This is a genomic window from Carnobacterium viridans (genome assembly GCF_900102725.1).
In the GTDB taxonomy this organism is placed as follows: Bacteria; Bacillota; Bacilli; order Lactobacillales; family Carnobacteriaceae; genus Carnobacterium_B; species Carnobacterium_B viridans.
This window is the reverse complement of record NZ_FNJW01000008.1, coordinates 2,301,395-2,324,420: the sequence shown is the minus strand read 5'-3', so window position 1 is coordinate 2,324,420 and position 23,026 is coordinate 2,301,395. Positions and strand designations below refer to the sequence as shown.

Below are 23,026 nucleotides of genomic sequence, written 5' to 3'. Positions count from 1 at the left end.
TAAAGTTAAAAGTACCAAAAAAAAACTACAACACCCTTGGGATGTGTAGTTTTTCCTCATTACTAATTTCCAACTATCAGTTGTGCCTGTTTTAATTCAAGCGCTCTTACTTCACGAGGCAAGAAGCGACGGATTTCATCTTCGTTGTATCCAACTTGTAATCTCTTTTCATCTACCATGATTGGTCGACGTAGAAGTCCAGGATTATCTTGAATCAAATCAAACAATTCATTTAAAGGTAAGTCGTCAAGATCGACATTTAGTTCTTGAAATACTTTAGAACGAGTCGAAATGATTTCTTCTGTACCATCTTCTGTCATTCTTAAGATTGATTTAATTTCACCAATCGTCAATGGTTCAGAAAAAATATTTCTTTCTTTATAAGTAATATTATTTTCTTCTAACCAAGCTCTTGCTTTACGACATGATGTGCAACTAGGCGATGTATATAAAGTTACCATATGTTATTCTCTCCTTTTTTAATCAGATAGATTGTTCAAAAAAATTGAGGACTGTTAATGAAACTATGAAATGCCTTACAATATTATTATAAAACATTCATTTTAAAATTACTACCCTTTTTGCCATCTTTTTGTCACTTATACTTAATTTTAACATTAATTTTACAAAATATTTTTTTAGTTCACATTTAAACAAATATAACCCCTTATTTAATAAGCTTTTTCGTAAATAAGAATAATGATAATGAATACAAATAAAAATTCATTCTAAATAAAAGAATGTTTTAAACCAAACATTCTTTTATTTAACTTCTATCCATCTTCAAGTCCTCTCTATTTTTTTAAATGATTTTGTATGTATTCAATTTTTTTTAACACTAAAAAAAGCTACAAAGAAGATTCATACAGTCTTCTTTGTAGCTTTTACTCAATTATTTAGTATAGCTTGCTTTCTTTTCTTTCAAAGCAGCTACATCAGATTCTCTACAGTAAACATAATGTCCTGGAGAAATTTCACGTAACTCTTCAGGTTCTCCATTTGATTCACGAGGAATATAAGGAGTACGCACACGATTACGCTCATATTCAGGATCTGGTAAAGGTACAGCAGACAACAAGCTTTCTGTATAAGGATGTAATGGAGTATTGTACACTTCATCAGCAGGTGCTAATTCAAGTAATTTACCGGTATTCATTACACCAATACGATCACTGATGTATTTAACCATCGATAAATCATGGGCAATAAACAAGAACGTTAAATCTTGAGTTTTTTGCAATTCCATCAATAAATTGACAACCTGTGCTTGAATTGAAACATCTAATGCAGAAATCGGTTCATCTGCAATGATAAACTTAGGCTTAACTGCAAGAGCTCTTGCAATACCAATACGTTGTCTTTGTCCACCTGAAAACTCATGTGGGTAACGAGAAGCATGGTCTGGGTTTAACCCTACTGTCTTTAACAGTTCATTTACTTGATTATTTCTGTCTTCCGTAGAAGTAGCTAAACCATGTATATCGATACCTTCTGCAATGATATCGCGAACTTTCATTTTTGGATTCAAAGATGCATATGGATCTTGAAAAATCATTTGCATTTCTCTTCTGAATTTCAACATATCTTTTTTACCAGAAATATCATGAACTTTGGTACCTTCAAAATCAATTTCTCCAGATGTTGGATCATACAATCGAATGATCGAACGACCGGTTGTTGATTTACCTGAACCAGATTCGCCAACTAAACCAAAAGTTTCACCTTTATAGATATCAAAAGTAACATCATCTACGGCGCGAACTTCATTTTTTGTTCCTTTGTTGAAATATTGTTTTAGACCTCTAACTTCTAAAATCTTTTCTCTATTTTCCATCTTAATTTACCCCTCCTTTGACTTCAGTCTTAGCATTTTTTAAAGATGCATGGAGTGGGGCAAATTTTTCTTCATAAATTTTTTGACGTGCTTTAATTTCTGGTGGCGGTTCAACGGCTGGTGCATCGGGATGTAATAACCATGTTGAAGCTAAATGCGTTTCAGAAACTTTAAAGTATGGTGGTTCTAACTCTGTATCGATCTTCATCGCAAATGCATTTCGTGGAGCAAACGCATCCCCTTTTGGCGGGTCCAATAAATCTGGAGGAGTACCTGGGATAGCATAAAGTGTTTCAGTAATTTCTAAGGTAGGCATAGAACTGATTAGTCCCCATGTATATGGGTGTTGAGGATTGTAAAAAATTTCATCCACTGTTCCAATTTCTATAATTTTACCTGCATACATAACTGCAACACGATCTGCAACGTTAGCTACTACACCTAGATCATGTGTAATGAAGATAATAGAAGTTGCAATTTTCTTTTGTAGTTCTTTCATAAGATCTAAGATTTGTGCTTGAATTGTTACATCTAAAGCTGTTGTTGGTTCATCAGCAATTAGCACTTCAGGATTACATGCAAGAGCAATTGCAATAACAATACGTTGTCTTTGCCCACCAGAAAATTGGTGAGGGTATTGTTTCATACGTCTTTCTGCGTCTGGTAAGCCAACTAGATTTAATAATTCTAACGCTCTTTTACTTGCATCTTCTTTGTTTAGCTTTTGATGCAAACGAATAGGTTCAGAAATTTGTTTTCCAATAGTCATTGTTGGATTAAGAGATGTCATCGGATCTTGAAAAATCATCGCAATTTCTTTACCACGAATAGCTTGCATTTCTTTTTCAGATTTTTTTATAAGATCTTCACCATTAAAAAGGATTTCTCCATTTTCAATATTTGCATTTTGTGACAGCAAACGCATAATGCTACGAGTAGTAACAGATTTTCCAGAACCGGATTCCCCTACAATAGCTAATGTTTCGCCCTTTTTCAAATCAAAACTGACACCACGGATAGCTTTTACTTTACCAGCATAGGTGTCGAATGTGATTTCTAAATCTTTAACTTCTAATACATTGCTCATTCATTTTCACCTCGCTAATCTTTCATTTTTGGATCAAATGCATCACGCAAACCATCTGCTAACAAGTTAAATGAAATCATTAAAATACAAATAACTGCTGCTGGATACCACATTAAATGAGGTAAGAAACGGAATGTTTTGTATCCATCATTAATCAATGTTCCTAATGAAGCTGTTGGTGCAGGAATACCTATACCGATGAAACTCAAGAATGCTTCGAAGAAAATCGCAGACGGAATTGAGAACATAGTTTGAATAATGATAACACCTGATAAATTTGGAATTAGATGTTTAAATGCAATTTTTATTGAAGATTCACCCAACGTACGGGCTGCTAGAATATATTCTTGATTTTTCAATTTCAATGTCTGTGCACGAACTACCCTAGCCATTGAAATCCATCCAGTAATAGCTAACGCAATGATAATAGACATAATACCTGGATCTAAAACCAAGAGCATCAAGATAACGACGACTAAGTTAGGAACACCTGATAAAATCTCTAAGACACGTTGCATGAAGTTATCAATTTTTCCACCACACCATCCTGAAACTAAACCATAAGTTACACCTATCGTTAAGTCAAAAAATGCTGCAACAAATGCAATGATTAAGGAAACTCGAGTACCATAAAGAATACGTGAAAGTAAATCACGACCTAAGCTGTCTGTACCAAAAATATAGTATTGATCCTCAGGAACACCTTTTTCAGCATACTTATCTACCCGAGTTTCTCCAATTTTTTGAGTTCCATTTAACCCATCAATTCCAATTCCTGGAATTTTAGGAGGCAAGCTTGCGAACTCTACAGTTTGAACATTTGGATCATGTGGTGCAACAATTGGAGCTGCAATTGTAAGAATAATCATAATTGTCAGGACAATTAAACTAACTACGGCTGCTTTATTTTTTTTCAATCTTCTCCACGAGTCTTGTATAAAACTTAATGAAGGTGCTGCAATTTTTTCGTTATCTTGAATACTGGATTCAGATGCTGGAGCAAACATGTCAGGAGACAGATTCTTTAGTTCATCTGCAACAGGAGTATTATCTTGATTATGCATTATTTGTCCCCTCCTTCTGTAGAAACACGAATACGTGGATCAATTACTCCGTATAAAATATCTACCACTAAAATAATAAAGACTAGCATAGCCGAGTAAAGAATGGTTACACCCATAATGGTAGGGTAATCATTTGTCATAATTGATTTAACGAATTGTTCTCCAATTCCTGGAATAGCATAGATATTTTCTACAACCATTGAACCAGTCATTAAACCAACTGCCATAGGACCTAAGATTGTAACTAATGGAATCAATGCATTACGAACACCATGTTTAAATGCTACTGTCCATCTACTTAGCCCTTTGGCTCTTGCCAATTCAACGTAATCACTACTCAATACATCTACCATTTCTGTTCTAATAAAACGAGCAGAATCGGCTAACGGAGATATCGTTAAAGCCAATGTAGGCAAAACAGATGAACTGAATCCGCCATCCCACAATGCGATTGGGAACCATTGTAGATATACTCCAAAAATAAGTTGCAATAATACTGCAATAACAAAGTTAGGAATAGATCTACCTAAAATTGCTGAAAATGTTGCTAATGTGTCAATCCATGTGTTTTGATACATTGCTGCGATTACACCTAAAACAATCCCTAGTATTGTCCCAAGTGCGACTGCTTGAATACCCAGCTGCAAGGATGGCCCTATACGCGTAGATAACAGTTTCGTTACGGGAGTATTGTTAAATTGGAATGACGTTCCTAAATCCCCTTTAAGTAATCCTCCGATGTATACTAAATACTGAACCGGCACCGGTTCATTTAATCCATATTGTTCATTCATAATATGGATTTGTTCTTCTGAAAGTTTATCCTGGTTACTATATGGAGTACCTGGTAAAAGCTTCATTAAGAAGAAAGTAATCGATGCAATTAAAAATAATGTCAATAACATGTATAATACACGTTTTCCTAAAAACCTCGCATAACTTTTCATCGATTAGAGCACCTCCAACAATTTTAATTTTAATTCTTCTACGAAAAAGAATATACTATATAGAATAGCTTGTAAAAAGCAATATTGCAAAACTTTTTTGAAATAAGCTATCATATTCTGTCAAAAGATTAGAAAAAGATTAGAAGACAAATAGAAAACGGATTGTTTTACAAAAGATAAAGCCTTTTTTGTCCCTAATTTTTCCATACATTTTTCATTGTATTCCTTTATAATGAATTTAGTACGATTAGTTATCTACTTCAAGGAGGAAATTATGTGAAACAAACATTTACACCTATTCGGATTTTTTTAACTATACTCTTTTTATGTATACTGTTCGAGCTTATTATCTATGGAGAACTTTCATTTTATCATACTACAAATCTTACGTTTTATGGAGCTGCCTTGTTTCTTATTCTTGGTCTTTTTGGTGCAACTCTTTCTTCAGGATTCTTTGACTTTTTTAACTACAGTATGAGGAAAGCTGCTTTCAATATTCGAAAAGGCAGAAACTCAGATGAAGAGTTACATGTAAAACCACTTTCTAAAGTAGTTGGAAAAGGGTATCACTTTTTTTTAAAGGTAGGTTCAGCCTTATTAATTGTCTGTGTCCTTACGTTGTTAGCTTATTACCTTATTGAAAGATGATTATTTAGTAGTAGGCATGAACAAATCCTTTAATCCATCTTAAAATAGCGTATAATAATGATTAGATTTAGAATTAAGGGGTGTATAATTAATGAAGACAATTTTTTCAGGTATCCAGCCTAGTGGAACTCCTACAATTGGAAATTACATTGGAGCAATGAAACAATTTATAGATTTACAAGAAAGTTATACAAGTTATTTTTGTATCGTAGATGAACACGCAATTACGGTACAGCAAGAACCATTGAAACTTAGACAACAAACAAAAAGTTTAGCTGCATTATACTTAGCTATCGGACTGAATCCAAAAAAAGCGACTATTTTTATTCAATCTGAGGTTTCTGCACATGCTGAAGCTGCTTGGATTGTCCAATGCAATACTAGTTTAGGTGAATTAGAACGGATGACTCAGTTTAAAGATAAATCTGCAAAAGATAATCGTGTTCGTGTATCTGCTGGTTTATTGACTTACCCTCCTCTAATGGTAGCCGATATTATTCTTTATCAATCTGACTTAGTTCCTGTTGGGGATGATCAAAAGCAACATTTAGAATTAACTAGAGACTTTGTTAGTCGTTTTAATAATAAATACGGCAATGGCAATCAATTGCTGACAACACCAGAAGTAAATATACCAGAATCTGGTGGGCGGATTATGAGTTTACAAGATCCCTTGAAAAAAATGAGCAAGTCTGATGAGAATAAAAAAAGTTTTATTTCAATGTTGGACGAACCCACAGTCATTCGCAAAAAAATCAAGAGTGCGTTAACAGATTCAAGTGGCGTAATAGAGTATGATCCTGAAAATAAACCTGGTATATCTAACTTATTAACTATTTACGCTTCATTTACTGATTTTAGTATTCCTGAATTAGTAGATCGTTACCAAAATAGCGGGTATGGTCAATTTAAAGAAGATTTAGGGGAAGCTGTCGTTTCAGTATTAGAACCTATTCAAATTAGACACAATGAATTGATCGATTCAGAGGAGTTAGATTCCATTTTGGATGAGGGTGCCATTAAAGCACGCATGGTAGCTGACAAGACTCTTTTAAAAATGAGAAATGCAATTGGTTTAGGCAGAAAACGAAAATAATGAGAAGAAAAGACTCTTTGTCAAATGGTCTTGTATAGAAGAAAATAAAATTTCTTCTGGAATAGACGGGTTTGCTTGTGGAGAGCCATGGAACCGCCTGAAGCCTAAAGTTCATAGTCTTCAGACTTTCAAGCCTTAAACAAAGCGTAATCGCTAAAGCGCCAACGCTTTGTAATTCGCATTGAATTCAATGCAAGCTACAAGCAAACCCTATTCCTCCAGAATTTTCGTGCCATTAATTTAACTAAGCTATCAACACTAAAAAGTATAGAGCCAAAGAAAAATCCGCTAGAATTCCTATTCTAACGGATTTTTTCTTTTAGTATATTAAGTGTATTAATTCTTCTTTAGTAATATTTCCGAAGTAATTCTTGATATTTATGTCGTCAAGAGCCTCACTTATAGATGTTACATCGTACTTAATCCCATTTAATCGTTCTTCCACATCAGAAATGTCTCCTAAGCCAAAGAAATCTCCAAAAATACGGATATCTTGAATTAAACCTTTATCTACGTTCATTTTGAATTCTACTGAACCAATAGAAAAACGTTGACGACGAACCAATTCGAATTTTGGCGATTTGCCATAATTCCAATCCCAATTATTAAAATAGTTTCTAGAAAGTTCTTCGATTTTTTTCCAATCTTTTTCTGTCAATTCGTACTCTTTAATTCCATCAGGAGTCTGAACATCAAAAATCTTCAGTATTAAGCGGTCACGAAATTCTTTTGTACTTAAAAATTGATAATCATCAGATAAATAAGGTTTTATATTTGTTACACGACTTCTTATTGATTTAATTCCTTTTGACTCGATTTTATCTTTTCTCACCTTAAGAGCATTCACAACTTCTTCAATATCACTATCAAACATGATAGTGCCATGTGCGGTCATTCGTCCATTTTTTGAATACATCGCATTTCCAGAGAATTTTTGTCCATTTATTAATAAGTCGTTTCTACCTTCAAGCTTAGCTCCTTCTACTCCCATTTTGTGTAAAGAATCAATTATGGGCTCTGTAAATTTACCGAAATCACGAAATGAATTTCCATCGTCTTTAGTAATAAAACAAAAACAAAACACTCCAAAATCATGGTATACAGCTCCACCACCTGAAAATCGACGGACTACGTGAATGTTCTTTTTTTCAACGTAATCTGTATTGATTTCTTCAATTGTATTTTGGTTTCTTCCAATTATAATAGACGGTTCATTAATATAAAATAGTAAAATTGGTTCATCCAATACGACATTATTTAATAAATGGTATTCAATTGCCAAGTTAATAGCAGGATCTGTTATTTCTTTTCCATTGCGAACATTTTTAACGTAATACATTTAGTTTTCCTCATCTCTGATTGTTTTTTACTTTTTTTATTAAATTTCAATTATCAAATCTTTTTTAGCTAACCTAATTTCTGTTGTTGGCGCTTCACTAATAGCTTGAGCTTTTAAAAGCTGTAAATCTCCTTCTTGGGGTAAATGTGTCAAAATAACCTTTTTTACATTTGCTTCATTTGCAATTTTTCCGACTTCAGAAGCAGTCATGTGAACGCGATGATTTTCCATTCCGTTAAAAAAATTTGTATCTGCTAGCAAAACGTCAGCATCTTTACTAAAAGAAATAAAGTCAGATAAGTAACCAGAATCTGCAGTATAGACAAGAGTCTTTCCTGTTTTTATTTCATTGATTCTCATAGCATAGCATTCTACTGGATGTAATGTTTTCATAAAATGAATTTCAAAAGGGCCAATAAATATTTTTTCCTTTTCTTCATATTCTATTCCTTCACTTACAAGGTCCATTGTTAATCGTTTGAAATTTTCCTTATCTCCTGCATGTCCATAAATAGGCAGCAATGGAGCTCGCTCAAGATTATTCTTCATTCGCTTCAACTGACGTGTAAATTGCAATACCCCTAAATCAGCAATATGATCATAGTGGTAATGAGATAATATTACCGCGTCTAATTGTAGTGGATTCAAATGGTTTTCTAAAGCAATCAAAGAAGCACTTCCTGCATCAATCAATAGGTGATAATTTTCAGCTTCCAATAGATAAGAACTTGTACCTGAATTATTCGTTGGATATCCGCCCCAAAAACCTAAAATGGTTAACTTCATCTTTATCCCTCGCTTCTTTTTTTATTTATCATTTCTCTAACACCATACACCAAGACAGCTCAGTTTAAAATAAAAAAAACCTTTTTATTTTAAAAAGGAATCTTTTATTTTATTATAAGCAATCAGATTTTTATGTTAAACACAATTTTGTTTTTTTATATGTTCAACTATACGTTTACTTGTTCTATTTGCTTGGCTAATACATTGATTGATCCCAAAACCTTCTAGCCCAATCCCAGAAATATAAATTCCCGGATATTCATAGTTTAACATTTTTATCATTTCTTTTGTTTTTTCTTCTTGTTCTACAGTATACTGAGGTATTGCGTCAGGCCAACGTTTTACAATTCGGTTTAATGGCTTGTCGGTAATACCGAGTATTATTTCCAAGTCTTTTAGTATCGATTCTTCTATTTCTTTATTGCCCAATGTAACAAGTAGGTCTTCACCTTTTCTACCAAAACTTACTCCGATAAAGACATCTTCTTCCTCTTTAAGAAATGGCCACTTTTTATTTAAAAAAACAATTGATGTTACATAAGAATCATTTCTTCTAGGAGTCACTACACCAAAACCAGTTGGTTCATTTTTAATAGCTGCTTTTTTAAACTTAAATAAAATATATCCAATAGACGCTGTTTCAACTTGGTCAAAATTTTGTCCAAAACGTTCATTTTTTATTAATTTTGAATATTCAGTTACTGGTGTTGCAATGCAAATTGCACCAACCCGCATTTGTTCTTTTCGATTAATATCAATAATATAAGTGCCTTCTGTACCTTCTTTAATTTCAAAAACTTTTTTACTTGTTTGAATATGTGGTTTTAGAATCTCAGTTAGTTTATCGGTTAAAACAGCTAATCCCTTTTGGAAAGTAATATAATTACCAGAACCATCCAATAATTCAGGATGATGCTTTATACCATTCGATAAGCTTCCATATTTTTGTTCTAATGAATAAATAACCTCTTTGGAAGATTTAATTCCCATTTCATCCAAATCACTAGCATAAACTTTTGAAAAGAAAGGTTCAACAATATGTTCTACCAATTCTTCTCCGAAGCGACTTTTAAGATACAGGCTCATCTGAATGTCTTTATCTAAGGGTTTCATAGGAAATAGATTATCTTTAAAACTAGCCATTTTACCTTGAAATGTTAATAAGTCACTTTTCCAAATATCCATTTTTCTCACTGGAATACCTTTATAAGTTGGATAATTGAGAGTATGCAACTTATTGTAAAAAAAGATATCTGGCTTATTTCCTTCACTATAAACTACCTGATCCATTAGACCTAATTCTTTAATCAAATCCATTGCCTCGGGATAACGAATATCGATTGACTCAGCACCTAGATCAAAATAGTTTTCACCTACCTTCATAGTGTAAATTTTACCACCTACTTTTAAAGCAGACTCTAATAAAATAAGTTCAAAAGGCAGCTGTTCATTTATAATTTGCTGTTTTATACGATACGCAGTAACTAGCCCTGTTATTCCGCCGCCTATTACTGTAATTCTCTTTTTAGCTCTCTTCATTAATTCCCCCCCTTTCGTTTTTTTTCATATATATTATTTAGCATTACCTATTTTTTTCCATTATCTTTATTTTACTTGTTATTTTAATAAAAGGAAACGTTATTCTCGTTTATCTATAAAAGATTAGTCCATAGTTCATGGATTTGTCATAAAGATACGAGAATATAAATCAGAAAAAACTGTAGTGCATGAATTTCATATGCACTACAGTTTTTTGAATTTTAGTTTAACTAGGGTATTTAATTTTTTCAACAGTATCGCTATCTAAACGCTTAATGACTTCTGTAACTAGTTTTACAGTATTCAAATAATCATCTTCATGAATAACTGAAGTATGAGAGTGTAAGTAGCGTGTAGCAACCGTTATAGCTAAAGCTGGTATACCATTTTTACTTACATGCTGACTTCCTGCATCCGTTCCTCCACCTGCAATCACGGTATATTGGAAAGGAATATTTAATTCTTCTGCAACAGAAACAACAAAGTCACGCAAGCCTTTGTGAGCTATCATTGAAGCATCATAAATAATAATTTGTGGACCTTTTCCTAATTTAGAGTCTGCTTCTTTTTCAGTCATCCCTGGAGTGTCTCCAGCTGTACCGGTGTCTAATGCAAAAGCAATGTCGGGATCAACTAAATGAGTTGCTGTTTTTGCTCCTCTTAACCCTACTTCTTCTTGTACATTTCCAACAGCAAATGCTTTATTAGGATGTCCTTCAGCTTTTAAATTTTCTAATACTTTTAAAGTAACAGCTGTTCCAATACGATTATCCCAAGCTTTAGCCAATAAAAATTTAGATCCATTTAACCGTCTGAATTCAGTATAGGGTGTTACCATATCTCCGGGCTTGATTTCCCATTGCATGACTTCTTCTTTTGATGAAGCTCCAATATCAATAAACATCTCTTGAACATCATATGCTTTATTGCGTACTTCAGCAGTTAAAACATGTGGTGGTTTACATCCAATCACTCCATGAATAATTTTGTTTTTCCCAGTTGTAATTTGAACTTGTTGAGCCAACATTACTTGTGCCCACCATCCGCCAATCGTTTGAAATTTAATAAAACCTTCTTCAGTAATGTTTGTTACCATAAAACCTACTTCATCTAGATGTCCAGCAAACAATACTTTAGGCCCAGTTTTATCTCCAACGCTTTTTGCAATGACACTACCCAATCCATCGAAGCTAATACTATCTGCATTAGGATTTGCATACTTTACGAATAGTTCTCTTACTTGTCCTTCGTTTCCTGAGATCCCTTTTGCATCTGTTAATTCTTTTAACATCTTTAGTTCTTTTTCTTCCATAATAGAGGCCTCCAATTTAATTTATTCATTTAATTATAACATTGTTTATAAAAAAATAGGTTCTTAAGTTGGTTTTTATATATACTATTTTTCAGTGATAATAGTAAAGAAAGAGCCAGGAACAGAAGTCCAGGCTCTTTCTTTTAATTGATCTACTAATTTTAAATTTACATTATTTTGTAACAGATGCCCATTTAAGTGACCATTCTGCTCCTACTAAATGAGTTGTAAAGTTTTCAACATAATTTTTTTCTAAAACAGCATACGCACGTTGATAAATTGGCGCAATACCTGCTTCATCCATTAATACTTTTTCAGCATCAAGCATATCTTGCCAACGTGATTCTAAATCTGTTACGTTTGTTTGGGCACTTTCAATCAATGCATCATAATCCGCACTGCTGTATCCAGACTTGTTATTTCCATTTTCAGATTGGAATAACTCTAAGAAGTTAATCGGATCAGCATAATCTGCTCCCCATAATGATAATTGGATGTCATAGTCTTGATTGCTGTTAGCATCTAGACGTACTTTAAATGGTACATTTCTTAGTGAGATATCTAATCCTGGTAAGTTTTGTGTTAATTGTCCTTGTAAAAATTCAATTGATTTTTTAGCATTTTCAGTATCATCACTTAAGATTTCTAATGATAAAGACTCTACTCCTAACTCTTGTAATCCTTTTTCCCAATATTCTTGAGCTTGTTCAAGATCAAATGTTAGTAAATCACCATTTTGTTCACGGAAATCTTCACCCGTTGCTGGATCTACAGCTAAAGCTTCTGGAACAAGCCCATCAGCTGGAATAGAACCGTTTTGAAGAACTGTATCTACATAGGCTTGTTTGTCAAAAGCCATCGCAATAGCTTTACGAATATTTTCATTAGCTAAAGCTGTTTGTTCTCCATCACGTTCTTGGTTAAATTTAAGATAAGCTACGGTAGAAGTAGGTTGAGTTTTCAAATCTGAGTTACCCTGTTGTGTTTGAACATAGTCTCCTGATAAAACCATACGGTCAATTGATCCAGTATCATAGAGATTCAAAGCAGTTGAAGTTTCTTTGATAACGTCAATATTAACGGCATCTAACTCAACAGATTCTGCATCCCAATAACCTTCGTTCTTATTTAATACCCAGCTTAAGCCAGTTCCATCCCATTCATCTAGTACAAAAGGTCCGTTATAAAGAACGTGATCACTATTTGATGCATACGCATCACCCTGTTCTGTAAAGTAAGCTTCATTTTGTGGGAAAAACATTGACAATGTTGTTAAACTTTCAAAATAAGGTACAGATTTTTCTAATTGAACTTCAAATGTTTTGTCGTCAACAGCTGTTACACCCAATTCAGATGGTTCCATTTCACCTTGTAAGACAGCAGTTGCATTTAATACTACTCCATCAATCATATAAGAGTACTCTGCAGCTGTTTCAGGTGTAGCTAAGCGTTTCCATGCGAAAACAAAGTCGTTAGCTGTTACAGGCTCATCATTTGACCACACTGCATCTTCTCTGATTTTAAAGGTATACGTTAATCCGTCTTCGCTTATTTCTGGTTCTTCTGCTGCCATACCTAACACAAGTTCTCCATCTGGTCCTTGACGGTATAATCCTTCATTAACGTTACTCATTACATTGAAACTAACAGCATCCGTTGCTAATACTGAATCCATTGTTGGTAATTCAGCTGACTCAATTAAGTTTAGTTCTTGTTTGCTATCTGTATTTGTTGTCGATTCTTCTTTGTTTCCACCGCAAGCTGCTAATAAACTAACAGAAGCTAGTGATAACCCCATTAACTGAAGATATTTTTTCTTTTTCACTTCTTTTCCTCCTAATGAATCGTAATAAAATTCGAACATAAAATATTCATAACTTCATCATTTTATCATCATTCAAAAGGGAGAGAAACGGCTATCGGCTTACTCTCATTGGAAACTTATCCATTTCACACGGTAAACACAAAAAAAGAGCGAATATTCATTCGCTCTTTTTCCTAAAATGTTATTCTTTTCCGTCAATTGAAGCCCATTTGTACGAGTATTCTGCACCTGTTAAGTGACTTGAGTAATCTTTAAGATAATCTTTTTCTAAAACAGAATATGCACGTTGATAGATTGGTGCAATTCCGCCTGTTTCCATTAAGATTTTTTCAGCTTCTAACATATCTGTCCAACGGCCTTCTAAATCTGTTACGTCTGTTTGAGCACTTTCAACTAATGCATCATATTCAGGATTAGAGTAGCCAGATTTGTTATTTCCATTTTCTGTATGGAACAATTCTAAGAAGTTAATTGGATCTGCGTAGTCAGCTCCCCAACCAGCCATTTGAATATCGTAATCTTGATTTGAGTTTGCTTCTAAACGAACCTTAAATGGAACATTTCTTAAGTTGATTTCTAAACCTGGCAGATTTGAAGTCAATTGTCCTTGCATAAATTCTAAAGATTTTTTAGCATTTTCAGTATCATCACCTAGAATTTCTAAAGTAAGTGAATCTACACCTAACTCTTTTAAACCTGCTTCAAAATACTTTTGCGCTTGTTCAACATCAAATGATAATAAATCTCCATTTTGTTCACGGAAATCTTTATCCGTAGCAGGATCAACAGCTAATTCAGCTGGAACTAATCCATTAGCTGGAATAGAACCGTTTTGAAGAACTGTGTCAGCAAAAGCTTGTTTGTCAAATGCCATTGCAATAGCTTTACGAATATTTTCATTAGCTAAAGGTGTTTCTGCTCCATCACGTTCTTGGTTAAATTTAAAGTAGAAAACAGATGATGTTGGTTGAGTTTTCAATTCAGGATCGCCTTGTTTTGTTTGTACATATTCACCTGATAATGTAATACGGTCAACTGCTCCTGTATCGTATAAATTGATTGCAGTAGATGTTTCTTTAACTACATCAACATTGATTGTATCTAACGTTACAGTGTCTTTATCCCAGTAATCTTTATTTTTATTCAACACCCAGCTTAAGCCAGTTCCATCCCATTCGTCTAATACAAAAGGACCGTTGTACAGAACAGTATCACTATTAGTTGCATAATTTTCACCTTGTTCTGTTATGAAAGCTTCGTTTTGTGGTAAAAACATTGGAAGCGTTAGTAAATCTTTAAAGTAAGGTACAGCTTTTTCTAATTGAACTTCTAAAGTTTTTTCATCAACAGCTGTAGCACCTAATTCTGAAGGTTCCATTTCTCCAGTCAAAATTGCAGAAGCATTCTCAACAACACCGTCAATCATGTATGAGTATTCAGCAGCTGTTTCAGGAGTTGCTAAACGTTGCCAAGCATAGACAAAATCATTTGCTGTAACGGGTTCACCATTAGACCAAACTGCATCTTCTCTGATTTTAAAAGTGTAAGTTAATCCGTCTTCACTGACTTCAGGTTCTTCCTCAGCCATTCCTAACTCAAGTTTATTCTCTGGATTTTGACGATATAATCCTTCATTTACGTTATTTAAAACAGTACCACTTACTACATCTGTTGATTTTGCAGAATCCATATTTGGTAATTCAGCACTTTCAATCAGGTTCAGTACTTGCTCTTCAGAAGATCCAGAAGTTTTTGATTCTGTACTTGCTGTTTCACCATCGCTTCCACCACAAGCTGCTAAAACTAATGCAGATGTAGCTGTTAACCCTAATAAACTAACTAATTTACTTTTTTTCATTTTAAATCCCCCTATTTCTTTTTCAATTCTTCTAATAATCAATAACACAATATTAGTTTACTCAAATCATATTATCATCTTACTATCACAAACTCAATACAAATTATTAAAATAATGCAATAAAAATGTTTTCTTTTAATCGTACTCCCATTTTTTTTTGAAAAAATCCTATACTTATAGTTTTTCCAACTAGTTTTGCTCATTAAAAATTTTGTTTTATTTGTTACATTCTCGACACATTTACTTTAAAATCATTCAAAAAAAAAGCTATTTCACAGAATAGTGAAATAGCTTTTAAAATATTATTTGTTGTTTAAAGCAGTTTTAGCTTGTTCAGCTAATGCTGTGAATGCAGCAGCATCTGTAACAGCGATATCAGCTAACATTTTACGGTTAACATCGATTTCTGCTAATTTAAGACCATGCATAAATGTGCTGTAGCTCATGTTGTTTAAACGAGCAGCTGCATTGATACGAGCAATCCATAGTTTACGGAAATCACGTTTCTTTTGACGACGATCTCTGTAAGCATAAGTATATGATTTCATTACTTGTTGCTTAGCTGTTTTGAATAAAATATGTTTAGAACCGTAATACCCTTTTGCTAATTTTAATATTTTTTTACGACGTTTACGAGTAACCGTTCCACCTTTTACACGTGGCATATTAATTTCCTCCTCTAAGATGTTTTCTCTACAGAAAACTCTTTTGACTAATTTAAACTACATTTGTTCATTTTTTAAAATGAACTAAAATACACTAAGGTAAAAGATTACCATTTAGCTAATTGTTGACGGATACGTTTCATATCGCCAGAAGATACCATTGCTGATTTACGTAATTTACGTTTTTGTTTTTGTGATTTGTTTGCAAACATATGGCTTGTCTTAGCATGGTGACGTTTTAATCCGCCGTTACCTGTTCTTTTGAACCGTTTTGCTGAACCACGGTGTGTTTTTTGTTTTGGCATTTGTTATTTCCTCCTCAAAATACTCTTACTTTTCATTCTTTGGTGCTAAAATTAAGAACATGCTACGACCATCCATTTTAGCAGCTGATTCAATAGTTGAAATATCAGCTGTTTCTTTAGCTAAACGATCCAACACTTCTTTACCAATACCTTTATGAGTAATGGCACGACCTTTAAATCGGATTGAAGCCTTTACTTTATCTCCTTTTTCAAGGAACTTACGTGCGTTACGTAATTTAGTATTAAAATCATTCAAATCAATAGTAGGACTTAATCTTACTTCTTTGATACTAATGACTTTTTGATTTTTACGGGCTTCACGTTCTTTTTTCTGTTGCTCAAAACGGAATTTACCGTAGTCCATAATACGTGCTACAGGTGGTTTTGCTTTTGGAGCTACTAGTACTAAGTCTAAGTTTGCTTCTTCTGCAAGTTTTAACGCTTCACTTTTTGTAATTACACCAAGTTGTTCGCTGTTACTACCAATAACGCGTAATTCACGTGCACGAATGCCGTCATTTACCATCATATCTTTTGCTATGGTCATACACCTCCATTAGATTTGAGAGAAAGAACAGCAGAAAAATAGACGAGTTCATTATGAACCCGCCTATAAATAATTTCTAACTCACACCGAATGCAAGTTATCATCGTTTATATCTAGCCCAGAGACACTTTCGTCAACTTAGGCGAGAAGCGGGTGCTTCTGCTTGATTTTCTCAACTCATTTATTATACTTTGTTGAATCTAAAATGTCAATCAATTAGTTGCTAAAGTTTTTTATTTCTGCTGAGACTTTTTCTAAATAATTAGTTAATCCAATTGTTTCAGTTGCTTTCTCGCCATACTTACGTACCGCAACCGTATTATCTTGAACTTCACTATCTCCAACAACTAATTGATAAGGTATTTTTTGTGTTTGAGAAGCACGTATTTTATACCCCATTTTTTCATTGCGTTCGTCAACTTCTACGCGCATTCCAATACTTTCCAGTTGTTTTTTGATCTCGTAAGCGTAATCTGTATGCATATCTAAGTTAACCGGAATAATAGTTGCTTGAACTGGTGCTAACCAAGTAGGAAATGCTCCTTTATATTCTTCAATCAAGTAAGCTACAAAGCGCTCCATTGTAGAAACAATACCACGGTGAATAACTACAGGACGGTGATTATTTTCGCCATCTTCTCCTACATATGTTAGGTCAAAACGTTCTGGAAGTAAAAAGTCTAATTGGATTGTTGAAAGTGTTTCTTCAATTCCGATAGCTGTTTTTACTAATACATCTAGTTTAGGACCATAGAAAGCTGCTTCACCTTCTGCTTCAAAATACTCCAGTTCCATATCATCCATTGCTGCTTTAAGCATCGTTTGAGCTTTTTCCCACATTGCATCATCATCAAAGTATTTATCTGTATTGTTAGGATCACGGTAACTTAAGCGGAAACGATAATCAGTAATATTAAAATCACCATAGACAGCTAACATCAATTCTAATGTACGTTTGAATTCTTCTTCAATTTGATCTGGGCGTACGAATGTATGTCCATCATTCAAAGTCATTTCACGTACTCGTTGTAATCCAGATAAAGCCCCACTTTTTTCATAGCGGTGCATTTGTCCTAATTCAGCAATTCGAATCGGCAACTCACGGTAGCTGTGCACATCATTTTTATATACCATCATATGATGTGGGCAGTTCATTGGGCGCAAGACAAGCATTTCACCATCACCCATATCCATAGGGGGGAACATATCTTCATGATAATGGTCCCAATGACCAGAAGTTTTGTATAAGTTTACATCCGCCATAATAGGTGTGTAAACATGTTGATAGCCTAAGCTGATCTCACGGTCAGTGATGTAGCGTTCAATCGTACGACGAATCGTAGCACCTTTTGGCAACCAGAACGGCAAGCCAGATCCAACTTCAGGAGAAATCATAAATAAATCCAATTCTTTCCCTAATTTACGATGATCACGTAATTTAGCTTCTTCACGCATTTTTATAAACTCTTTCAAGTCTTTTTTATCAAAGAATGCTGTTCCGTAAACTCGTTGCATCATTTTATTATCTGAGTTTCCTCTCCAGTAGGCACCTGCAAGAGATAACAGTTTAAACACTTGAATGCGACCTGTAGATGGCACATGGACACCGCGACATAAATCCACAAAATCGCCTTGATCATAAACTGTAATTTTTTCTGATTCAGGTAAAGCTGTAATCAATTCTACTTTGTAAGGATCATCCTTGAAGATTTCTAATGCTTCTTCCCGAGTAACTTCTTTACGAACAATAGGATTGTTTTCTTTTACAATTGCCATCATTTCAGCTTCAATTTTTGGAATATCCTCATCTGTTATTGGTGTTTCAGAATCTGTATCGTAGTAGAACCCAGTTGAAATAGCCGGGCCTACTCCAAATTTTATATCTGGATACAAACGACGTAATGCATTCGCCATCAAGTGAGCAGTAGAATGACGCAAAATTTGTAAGGCATCTTCATGATCAGGTGTAATAATTTCAATTTCACCATTTACTTCTAGTGGGCGTACTAAATCCACTAATTCTCCGTTAAATTTACCAGCTAATGCTTTTTTAGCTAAACCTTTGCTGATACTTTCAGCAATATCTTTTGTAGATGAACCTGCTGGAAAAGACTTTACTGCTCCATCTGGAAATGTAATGTTAATGTCTGACATAGTTTATTCCTCCATATTCTAATTTAAAAATACCATCTTTATTCAGCTAGAAAACAAAAAAGTCCCTTTTATAGTATATAAAATACCATAAAAGGGACGTTCATTACGTGGTTCCACCCAGATTCAGAATTTAGTAAACACACTAAATTCACTCTAAGCTGTTAACGCTAGCTAAACGACCAACTGCTAATACGAAAAGGTTCACAGCGGCACTCGAAAGGGGTCAAAACAAGAACGAAATTAGAAAACTTTCAGCATTGTTTTCTTCTCTAAAAAAATCGCAACCAAGTTTTGGTGTCTTTCTCAATGATTTCTTTTATATCTATCATTAAAGCACTTTTTGCTTCTAATTTCAAGGAGAGGATACGTATTTTTTTTCTTTATTGAAGATGGCGTCGATTCGAACCCGTCATTTTTACTTCTTTAGCTAGATAACGAACTCTTTCCATTATTCTTTTTGCTTTTAATGGTTCATCTTCGCCTCTTTGAGTTACCCTTAAGTGTTCTTCTTCAAGTTGTTTCATATCAAAATTAGAAGAGAAAAAAGTAGGCAATTGTTCTTGCATACGGTACTGTAAAATAACTCCTAATACATCATCTCTTATCCAACTAGACATAGAATCCGCACCAATATCATCTAACATAAGTATTGGGGCTTTTTTTACAAACTCTAACTTTTCACCGGTATTATTCTTGCCAATAGATTGTTTCATTTCCACTGCAAATGACGGAAAGTGCATAAGCGTAGAAGGAAATCCGTTTTTAGCTAATTCATGTGCTAACGCACCTAAAAGATACGTTTTCCCTACACCAAATGATCCTTGTAAATACAAACCTTTATGGTAAGCTTTAGGACTCGTCATATAAGCATCAATAAAGTCATATACCTCTGAAATCGCAAACCGTCGTTCATCTGTCAATTCAAAATCAGCTAATGTTGCATTCCGAACATCTTTAGGCATATCCATAGAATAAATACGATTTTTGATTTCTAATTCTTTTTGCCTAGCAACTAACTCAGCAGAAGGTACATAAGTTACGTCAATATAATGGTAGTTTAAAATCAATTTAGGATGGTATCCAGGTGCCATCATACCTTTATTTAAATGAAATTTCTTTTTTTCTTGTACGTATTCATACAACTTAGCATAACTTTTGACAATTGCTTCATCGTCTAATTTTTGGCGATTGTCTTCAATAAATTGCATGACATCTGGATCATCTAATACTTCTTGGATCAATTCCTCATATTTATGATTTAAATTACGCTCTTTAATCATTCGTGTCAGGCTTTCACCGATATCTTCCATCATTATTCACCTTCTTTGCCGAAATTTTGAATTCTTTTCAATCTTTCCATAAATGCTTTTTGCTCTTCTTCACTCATCGGCTTTTCTTCCAATTGATTATTTCCTTCTTTAGCCCAATCAGGAAGGGTCTCTTTTCTTGTCGTTGTTTGATTGCCATAATTTGTTTTGCCTCTGTTTTGCGTATATGATTTACTGCGACTTTCTTGTTGTTGTCGTTTTTCAGCATTTTCAGAATACATTTTTTTCACTTTTTGAATCGCTTCTTCAGGCGCAAGGACTTTCTCTTGTGCCCAATCATTTGCAATCTTATAGGCTAATTTTTGATCCAACGTTGGATTATTCCTTACCACTAGAATATAGTGAATCAAAATATTGATAACGGCCGTTGGCAAGTTAGCTTTTTTGACAATTTCTTCTAATGTCCACTCTTCTGGTTTTGTGACAAACCCACCTTTTTGATCTTTAATAGAATTCATAAAATCAACCGGACTTATTTGCTCACTCACTTCAATAACGGCAATGTCTTCTTTAGTTAATCCTCTTTTAGTTAGTTCTGTTTCGCGCATTTTCTGTTGGTTTGATTCTACTTCTATATCCTTTTCCACAACGTCTTTTAACGAAATGTTTTGTTGGTTTTTGTTGTGGTAATCATCATACGCTAATCTTTTCAATCTTTTTTCGTCAATTTTACCCGTTTCGATATCCGAAGCATTTAATACAAATTGTTGCATAGCTAATTCATCTAAGCCGTATAGCGTATGCAATACTAGGATTGTCTCTTCAATTTCTTTTGTAATCGAAGAACGGTTGATATATTGTTGATTTAATCCTGTATAAAAGAATTTCAAGTCAAATGTTTTAGGATCCACTCTGGGTCTAGTAGAACTTGTATTGCCAATATAAGAAACCGGTTGTTTAAGTAATTCTTTCTCTCTTTTTAGTAATTCTGCGTCAAATTGAAAAACATCCAAGAAAGACTTTGTGATCTCTTGAAACTTATTTTTATCTATAGTTTCTACAACAAAGCGATTTCTTAATTTTTTAAATTTTCGTTCTCCAACTTTTTCTAATAACAACAAACTCAATAAATCATCTTTAAAAAAGACGTCACTCGTTTGGGGAGCTTGTAATTCATAGACAATTAACTTAGTCGGACTTGTTTGAAGGTACGTTTTAATCAACCCTATTGCTTCAAGTTTAATTCTAGCTTGATACAACTCAGGGATACCAATATTTAACAAAGCTAGCAATTCAGAATGTAAGATTCCTTCACTCCAGTAATTCTCTTCTTCTATCTCTGTCCACAAAGTCATATAAAGACTGTATGCAGCATTTCCTACTAAAGGTTGATACAAAAAAGTGAGAATTTTTTGATCGATATCCGAAAGCAATGCCTGTTGTTTTACTAAAAAACCATCCTTGGGACTTAAGTTTTTCCATGGATATCCCAAAACAACTCCCACCTTTCTGTTTCAATTAATTTTTTTCAGTTTTTTTCTTTCAAATTCCTGTAATTCTTTTAAAAAGACACTCATATCTTTAAATTGACGATAAACACTAGCAAAACGGATATAAGCTACTTCGTCTACATCAGCTAATTTTTCCATAATATATTCTCCAATAATAGCAGAAGCAATTTCATTTTCGCCTAATCCTCTGATTTGATTCTCTACCTCATCAACTATCTTTTCGACTTGCTCCATCGCTACAGGTCGTTTTTCACATGAACGAATCAATCCTCTTAGAATTTTTTCGCGATTAAATTCTTCTCTGGTTCCATTCTTTTTAATCACTAACAGCGGTGTTTTTTCTACTCGTTCAAATGTAGTAAAGCGGAAATTGCATGCTTCGCATTCTCTTCTTCTGCGAATAGCACGCCCATCATCTGCTGGACGACTATCGACAACTTTAGAACCATTATTTTGACAGCGTGGACATTGCATGTTTATCATTCCTATCTTAAGTGTTATTCTTATTAACACTCTATTTGTACGCATTTATTTGCTTTATTATACCACACATAGACTAGAGTTAAAACCGGTTAAATAAGGAGTAAATTTGATCTATAAAAAAAGAACAAGCGAAAATACTTGTTCTTGCGTCTCTTATTTGGCTGTTATTTTGTCTATCCAATCTATAACTTGTTGTTTTGTATTTTCGGTTGACCCGCTATTGTCAATAACGCTATCTCCAAGAACAATTTTTTCTGAAATTGGGATTTGAGAGTTGATTTTTTGAATTGCTTCTTCTATTCCTATCTTATCCCTATTCATCAATCGATTGATTTGAGTCTCTTTGGTCGTAGCTACTACCATCACTTGATCCACTTCTTTTTCATAACCCGACTCGAATAAAAGCGGGATATCCAACACAAGAATCGCAGGGTCTCGTTTCAAACACTCTTCTTTTTGGTCCATCAGCCATTGATAGATGCGTTTAGATAAGATCACATTTAGCTTTTCTCTTTGTTTTTCGTCTTTAAACACAATTTCCCCTAATGCCGTTCGGTTTAACGTGCCGTCAGACAAAATAACGTGATCGCCAAATTGCTTTTTTATTTCACACAATCCTTCTGTTCCTGGTTTGACGACTTCTCTTGCTCCAAGATCTGCATCCACCACAGGAAATCCTTGTTCTTTAAATATTTTGCTGACAGTTGATTTACCCGTAGCAATACTTCCAGTTAATCCTAAGATCACAGTCATTCTAT

General features: G+C 33.9%; 21 protein-coding genes and 1 other annotated feature. Of the genes, 2 read left to right on the top strand and 19 right to left on the bottom strand.

The window, feature by feature from the left end:
• Positions 1–62: 62 nt before the first annotated feature.
• The 5 genes from spxA to opp3b form a co-directional block, all read right to left on the bottom strand.
• The gene (spxA, locus tag BLT48_RS12620; protein ID WP_035022083.1) at positions 63–461 is read right to left on the bottom strand and encodes a transcriptional regulator SpxA; all 399 of its coding nucleotides are present in this window, start codon (positions 459–461) and stop codon (positions 63–65) included.
• A gap of 431 nt (positions 462–892) precedes the next feature.
• Entirely contained in the window at positions 893–1,834 is a 942-nt protein-coding gene (locus BLT48_RS12615; RefSeq protein WP_089978426.1) for an ABC transporter ATP-binding protein, read from the bottom strand.
• Position 1,835: 1 nt separating this feature from the next.
• A complete protein-coding gene (locus tag BLT48_RS12610; RefSeq protein ID WP_089978424.1) occupies positions 1,836–2,921 on the bottom strand; it encodes an ABC transporter ATP-binding protein in 1,086 nt (361 codons plus the stop codon).
• A gap of 14 nt (positions 2,922–2,935) precedes the next feature.
• Entirely contained in the window at positions 2,936–3,985 is a 1,050-nt protein-coding gene (gene opp3C, locus BLT48_RS12605; RefSeq protein ID WP_089978421.1) for an oligopeptide ABC transporter permease, read from the bottom strand.
• On the bottom strand, positions 3,985–4,932 hold the full coding sequence (gene opp3b / locus BLT48_RS12600) for an oligopeptide ABC transporter permease (protein WP_089978418.1): 948 nt from the start codon (positions 4,930–4,932) through the stop codon (positions 3,985–3,987). Before opp3b ends, opp3C begins: the two co-directional genes overlap by 1 nt.
• Before the next feature lie 276 nt (positions 4,933–5,208).
• Between opp3b and BLT48_RS12595 the strand changes: the two genes are divergently transcribed.
• Both BLT48_RS12595 and trpS read left to right on the top strand, forming a co-directional pair.
• On the top strand, positions 5,209–5,580 hold the full coding sequence (locus BLT48_RS12595) for a DUF3899 domain-containing protein (protein ID WP_089978415.1): 372 nt from the start codon (positions 5,209–5,211) through the stop codon (positions 5,578–5,580).
• Between the two features lie 91 nt (positions 5,581–5,671).
• Complete coding sequence (gene trpS / locus BLT48_RS12590) at positions 5,672–6,676, top strand: tryptophan--tRNA ligase (protein WP_035022064.1); 1,005 nt, start codon at positions 5,672–5,674, stop codon at positions 6,674–6,676.
• A gap of 319 nt (positions 6,677–6,995) precedes the next feature.
• Here the strand turns inward: trpS and lplA are convergent, their stop codons facing one another.
• The 14 genes from lplA to coaE all read right to left on the bottom strand — a co-directional run bounded on the left by lplA (position 6,996) and on the right by coaE (position 23,021).
• Positions 6,996–8,015, bottom strand: coding sequence for a lipoate--protein ligase (gene lplA / locus BLT48_RS12585; protein WP_035022061.1), 1,020 nt, complete (start codon positions 8,013–8,015; stop codon positions 6,996–6,998).
• Positions 8,016–8,054: 39 nt separating this feature from the next.
• On the bottom strand, positions 8,055–8,801 hold the full coding sequence (locus BLT48_RS12580) for an MBL fold metallo-hydrolase (protein ID WP_089978413.1): 747 nt from the start codon (positions 8,799–8,801) through the stop codon (positions 8,055–8,057).
• Between the two features lie 135 nt (positions 8,802–8,936).
• Positions 8,937–10,340: a protoporphyrinogen oxidase gene (gene hemG / locus BLT48_RS12575; protein ID WP_035022056.1), complete on the bottom strand. Its 1,404-nt coding sequence runs from the start codon at positions 10,338–10,340 to the stop codon at positions 8,937–8,939.
• A 226-nt stretch (positions 10,341–10,566) separates the two neighbouring features.
• Positions 10,567–11,652, bottom strand: a complete 1,086-nt coding sequence (locus BLT48_RS12570) for a M42 family metallopeptidase (protein WP_035022054.1) — start codon at positions 11,650–11,652, stop codon at positions 10,567–10,569.
• A 172-nt stretch (positions 11,653–11,824) separates the two neighbouring features.
• Positions 11,825–13,477, bottom strand: a complete 1,653-nt coding sequence (locus tag BLT48_RS12565) for a peptide ABC transporter substrate-binding protein (RefSeq protein WP_089978409.1) — start codon at positions 13,475–13,477, stop codon at positions 11,825–11,827.
• Positions 13,478–13,658: 181 nt separating this feature from the next.
• The gene (locus BLT48_RS12560) at positions 13,659–15,335 is read right to left on the bottom strand and encodes a peptide ABC transporter substrate-binding protein (RefSeq protein ID WP_089978406.1); all 1,677 of its coding nucleotides are present in this window, start codon (positions 15,333–15,335) and stop codon (positions 13,659–13,661) included.
• A gap of 302 nt (positions 15,336–15,637) precedes the next feature.
• Positions 15,638–16,000: a 50S ribosomal protein L20 gene (gene rplT / locus BLT48_RS12555; protein WP_029277585.1), complete on the bottom strand. Its 363-nt coding sequence runs from the start codon at positions 15,998–16,000 to the stop codon at positions 15,638–15,640.
• Between the two features lie 107 nt (positions 16,001–16,107).
• A complete protein-coding gene (gene rpmI / locus BLT48_RS12550; protein WP_013710373.1) occupies positions 16,108–16,305 on the bottom strand; it encodes a 50S ribosomal protein L35 in 198 nt (65 codons plus the stop codon).
• A 25-nt stretch (positions 16,306–16,330) separates the two neighbouring features.
• The gene (gene infC / locus BLT48_RS12545; protein WP_035022042.1) at positions 16,331–16,852 is read right to left on the bottom strand and encodes a translation initiation factor IF-3; all 522 of its coding nucleotides are present in this window, start codon (positions 16,850–16,852) and stop codon (positions 16,331–16,333) included.
• Positions 16,853–16,880: 28 nt separating this feature from the next.
• Positions 16,881–17,023, bottom strand: a sequence feature (ribosomal protein L20 leader region).
• 45 nt (positions 17,024–17,068) lie between these two features.
• Positions 17,069–19,006, bottom strand: a complete 1,938-nt coding sequence (gene thrS, locus BLT48_RS12540) for a threonine--tRNA ligase (RefSeq protein ID WP_089978403.1) — start codon at positions 19,004–19,006, stop codon at positions 17,069–17,071.
• A gap of 380 nt (positions 19,007–19,386) precedes the next feature.
• Positions 19,387–20,316 (bottom strand): primosomal protein DnaI, encoded by a 930-nt coding sequence (gene dnaI, locus BLT48_RS12535; protein WP_035024117.1) that lies wholly within the window; start codon positions 20,314–20,316, stop codon positions 19,387–19,389.
• A 2-nt stretch (positions 20,317–20,318) separates the two neighbouring features.
• The gene (locus tag BLT48_RS12530; protein ID WP_089978400.1) at positions 20,319–21,767 is read right to left on the bottom strand and encodes a replication initiation and membrane attachment family protein; all 1,449 of its coding nucleotides are present in this window, start codon (positions 21,765–21,767) and stop codon (positions 20,319–20,321) included.
• A gap of 21 nt (positions 21,768–21,788) precedes the next feature.
• The gene (nrdR, locus tag BLT48_RS12525; protein WP_089978397.1) at positions 21,789–22,259 is read right to left on the bottom strand and encodes a transcriptional regulator NrdR; all 471 of its coding nucleotides are present in this window, start codon (positions 22,257–22,259) and stop codon (positions 21,789–21,791) included.
• Positions 22,260–22,421: 162 nt separating this feature from the next.
• Positions 22,422–23,021, bottom strand: a complete 600-nt coding sequence (gene coaE / locus BLT48_RS12520) for a dephospho-CoA kinase (protein WP_035022032.1) — start codon at positions 23,019–23,021, stop codon at positions 22,422–22,424.
• Positions 23,022–23,026 lie beyond the last annotated feature (5 nt).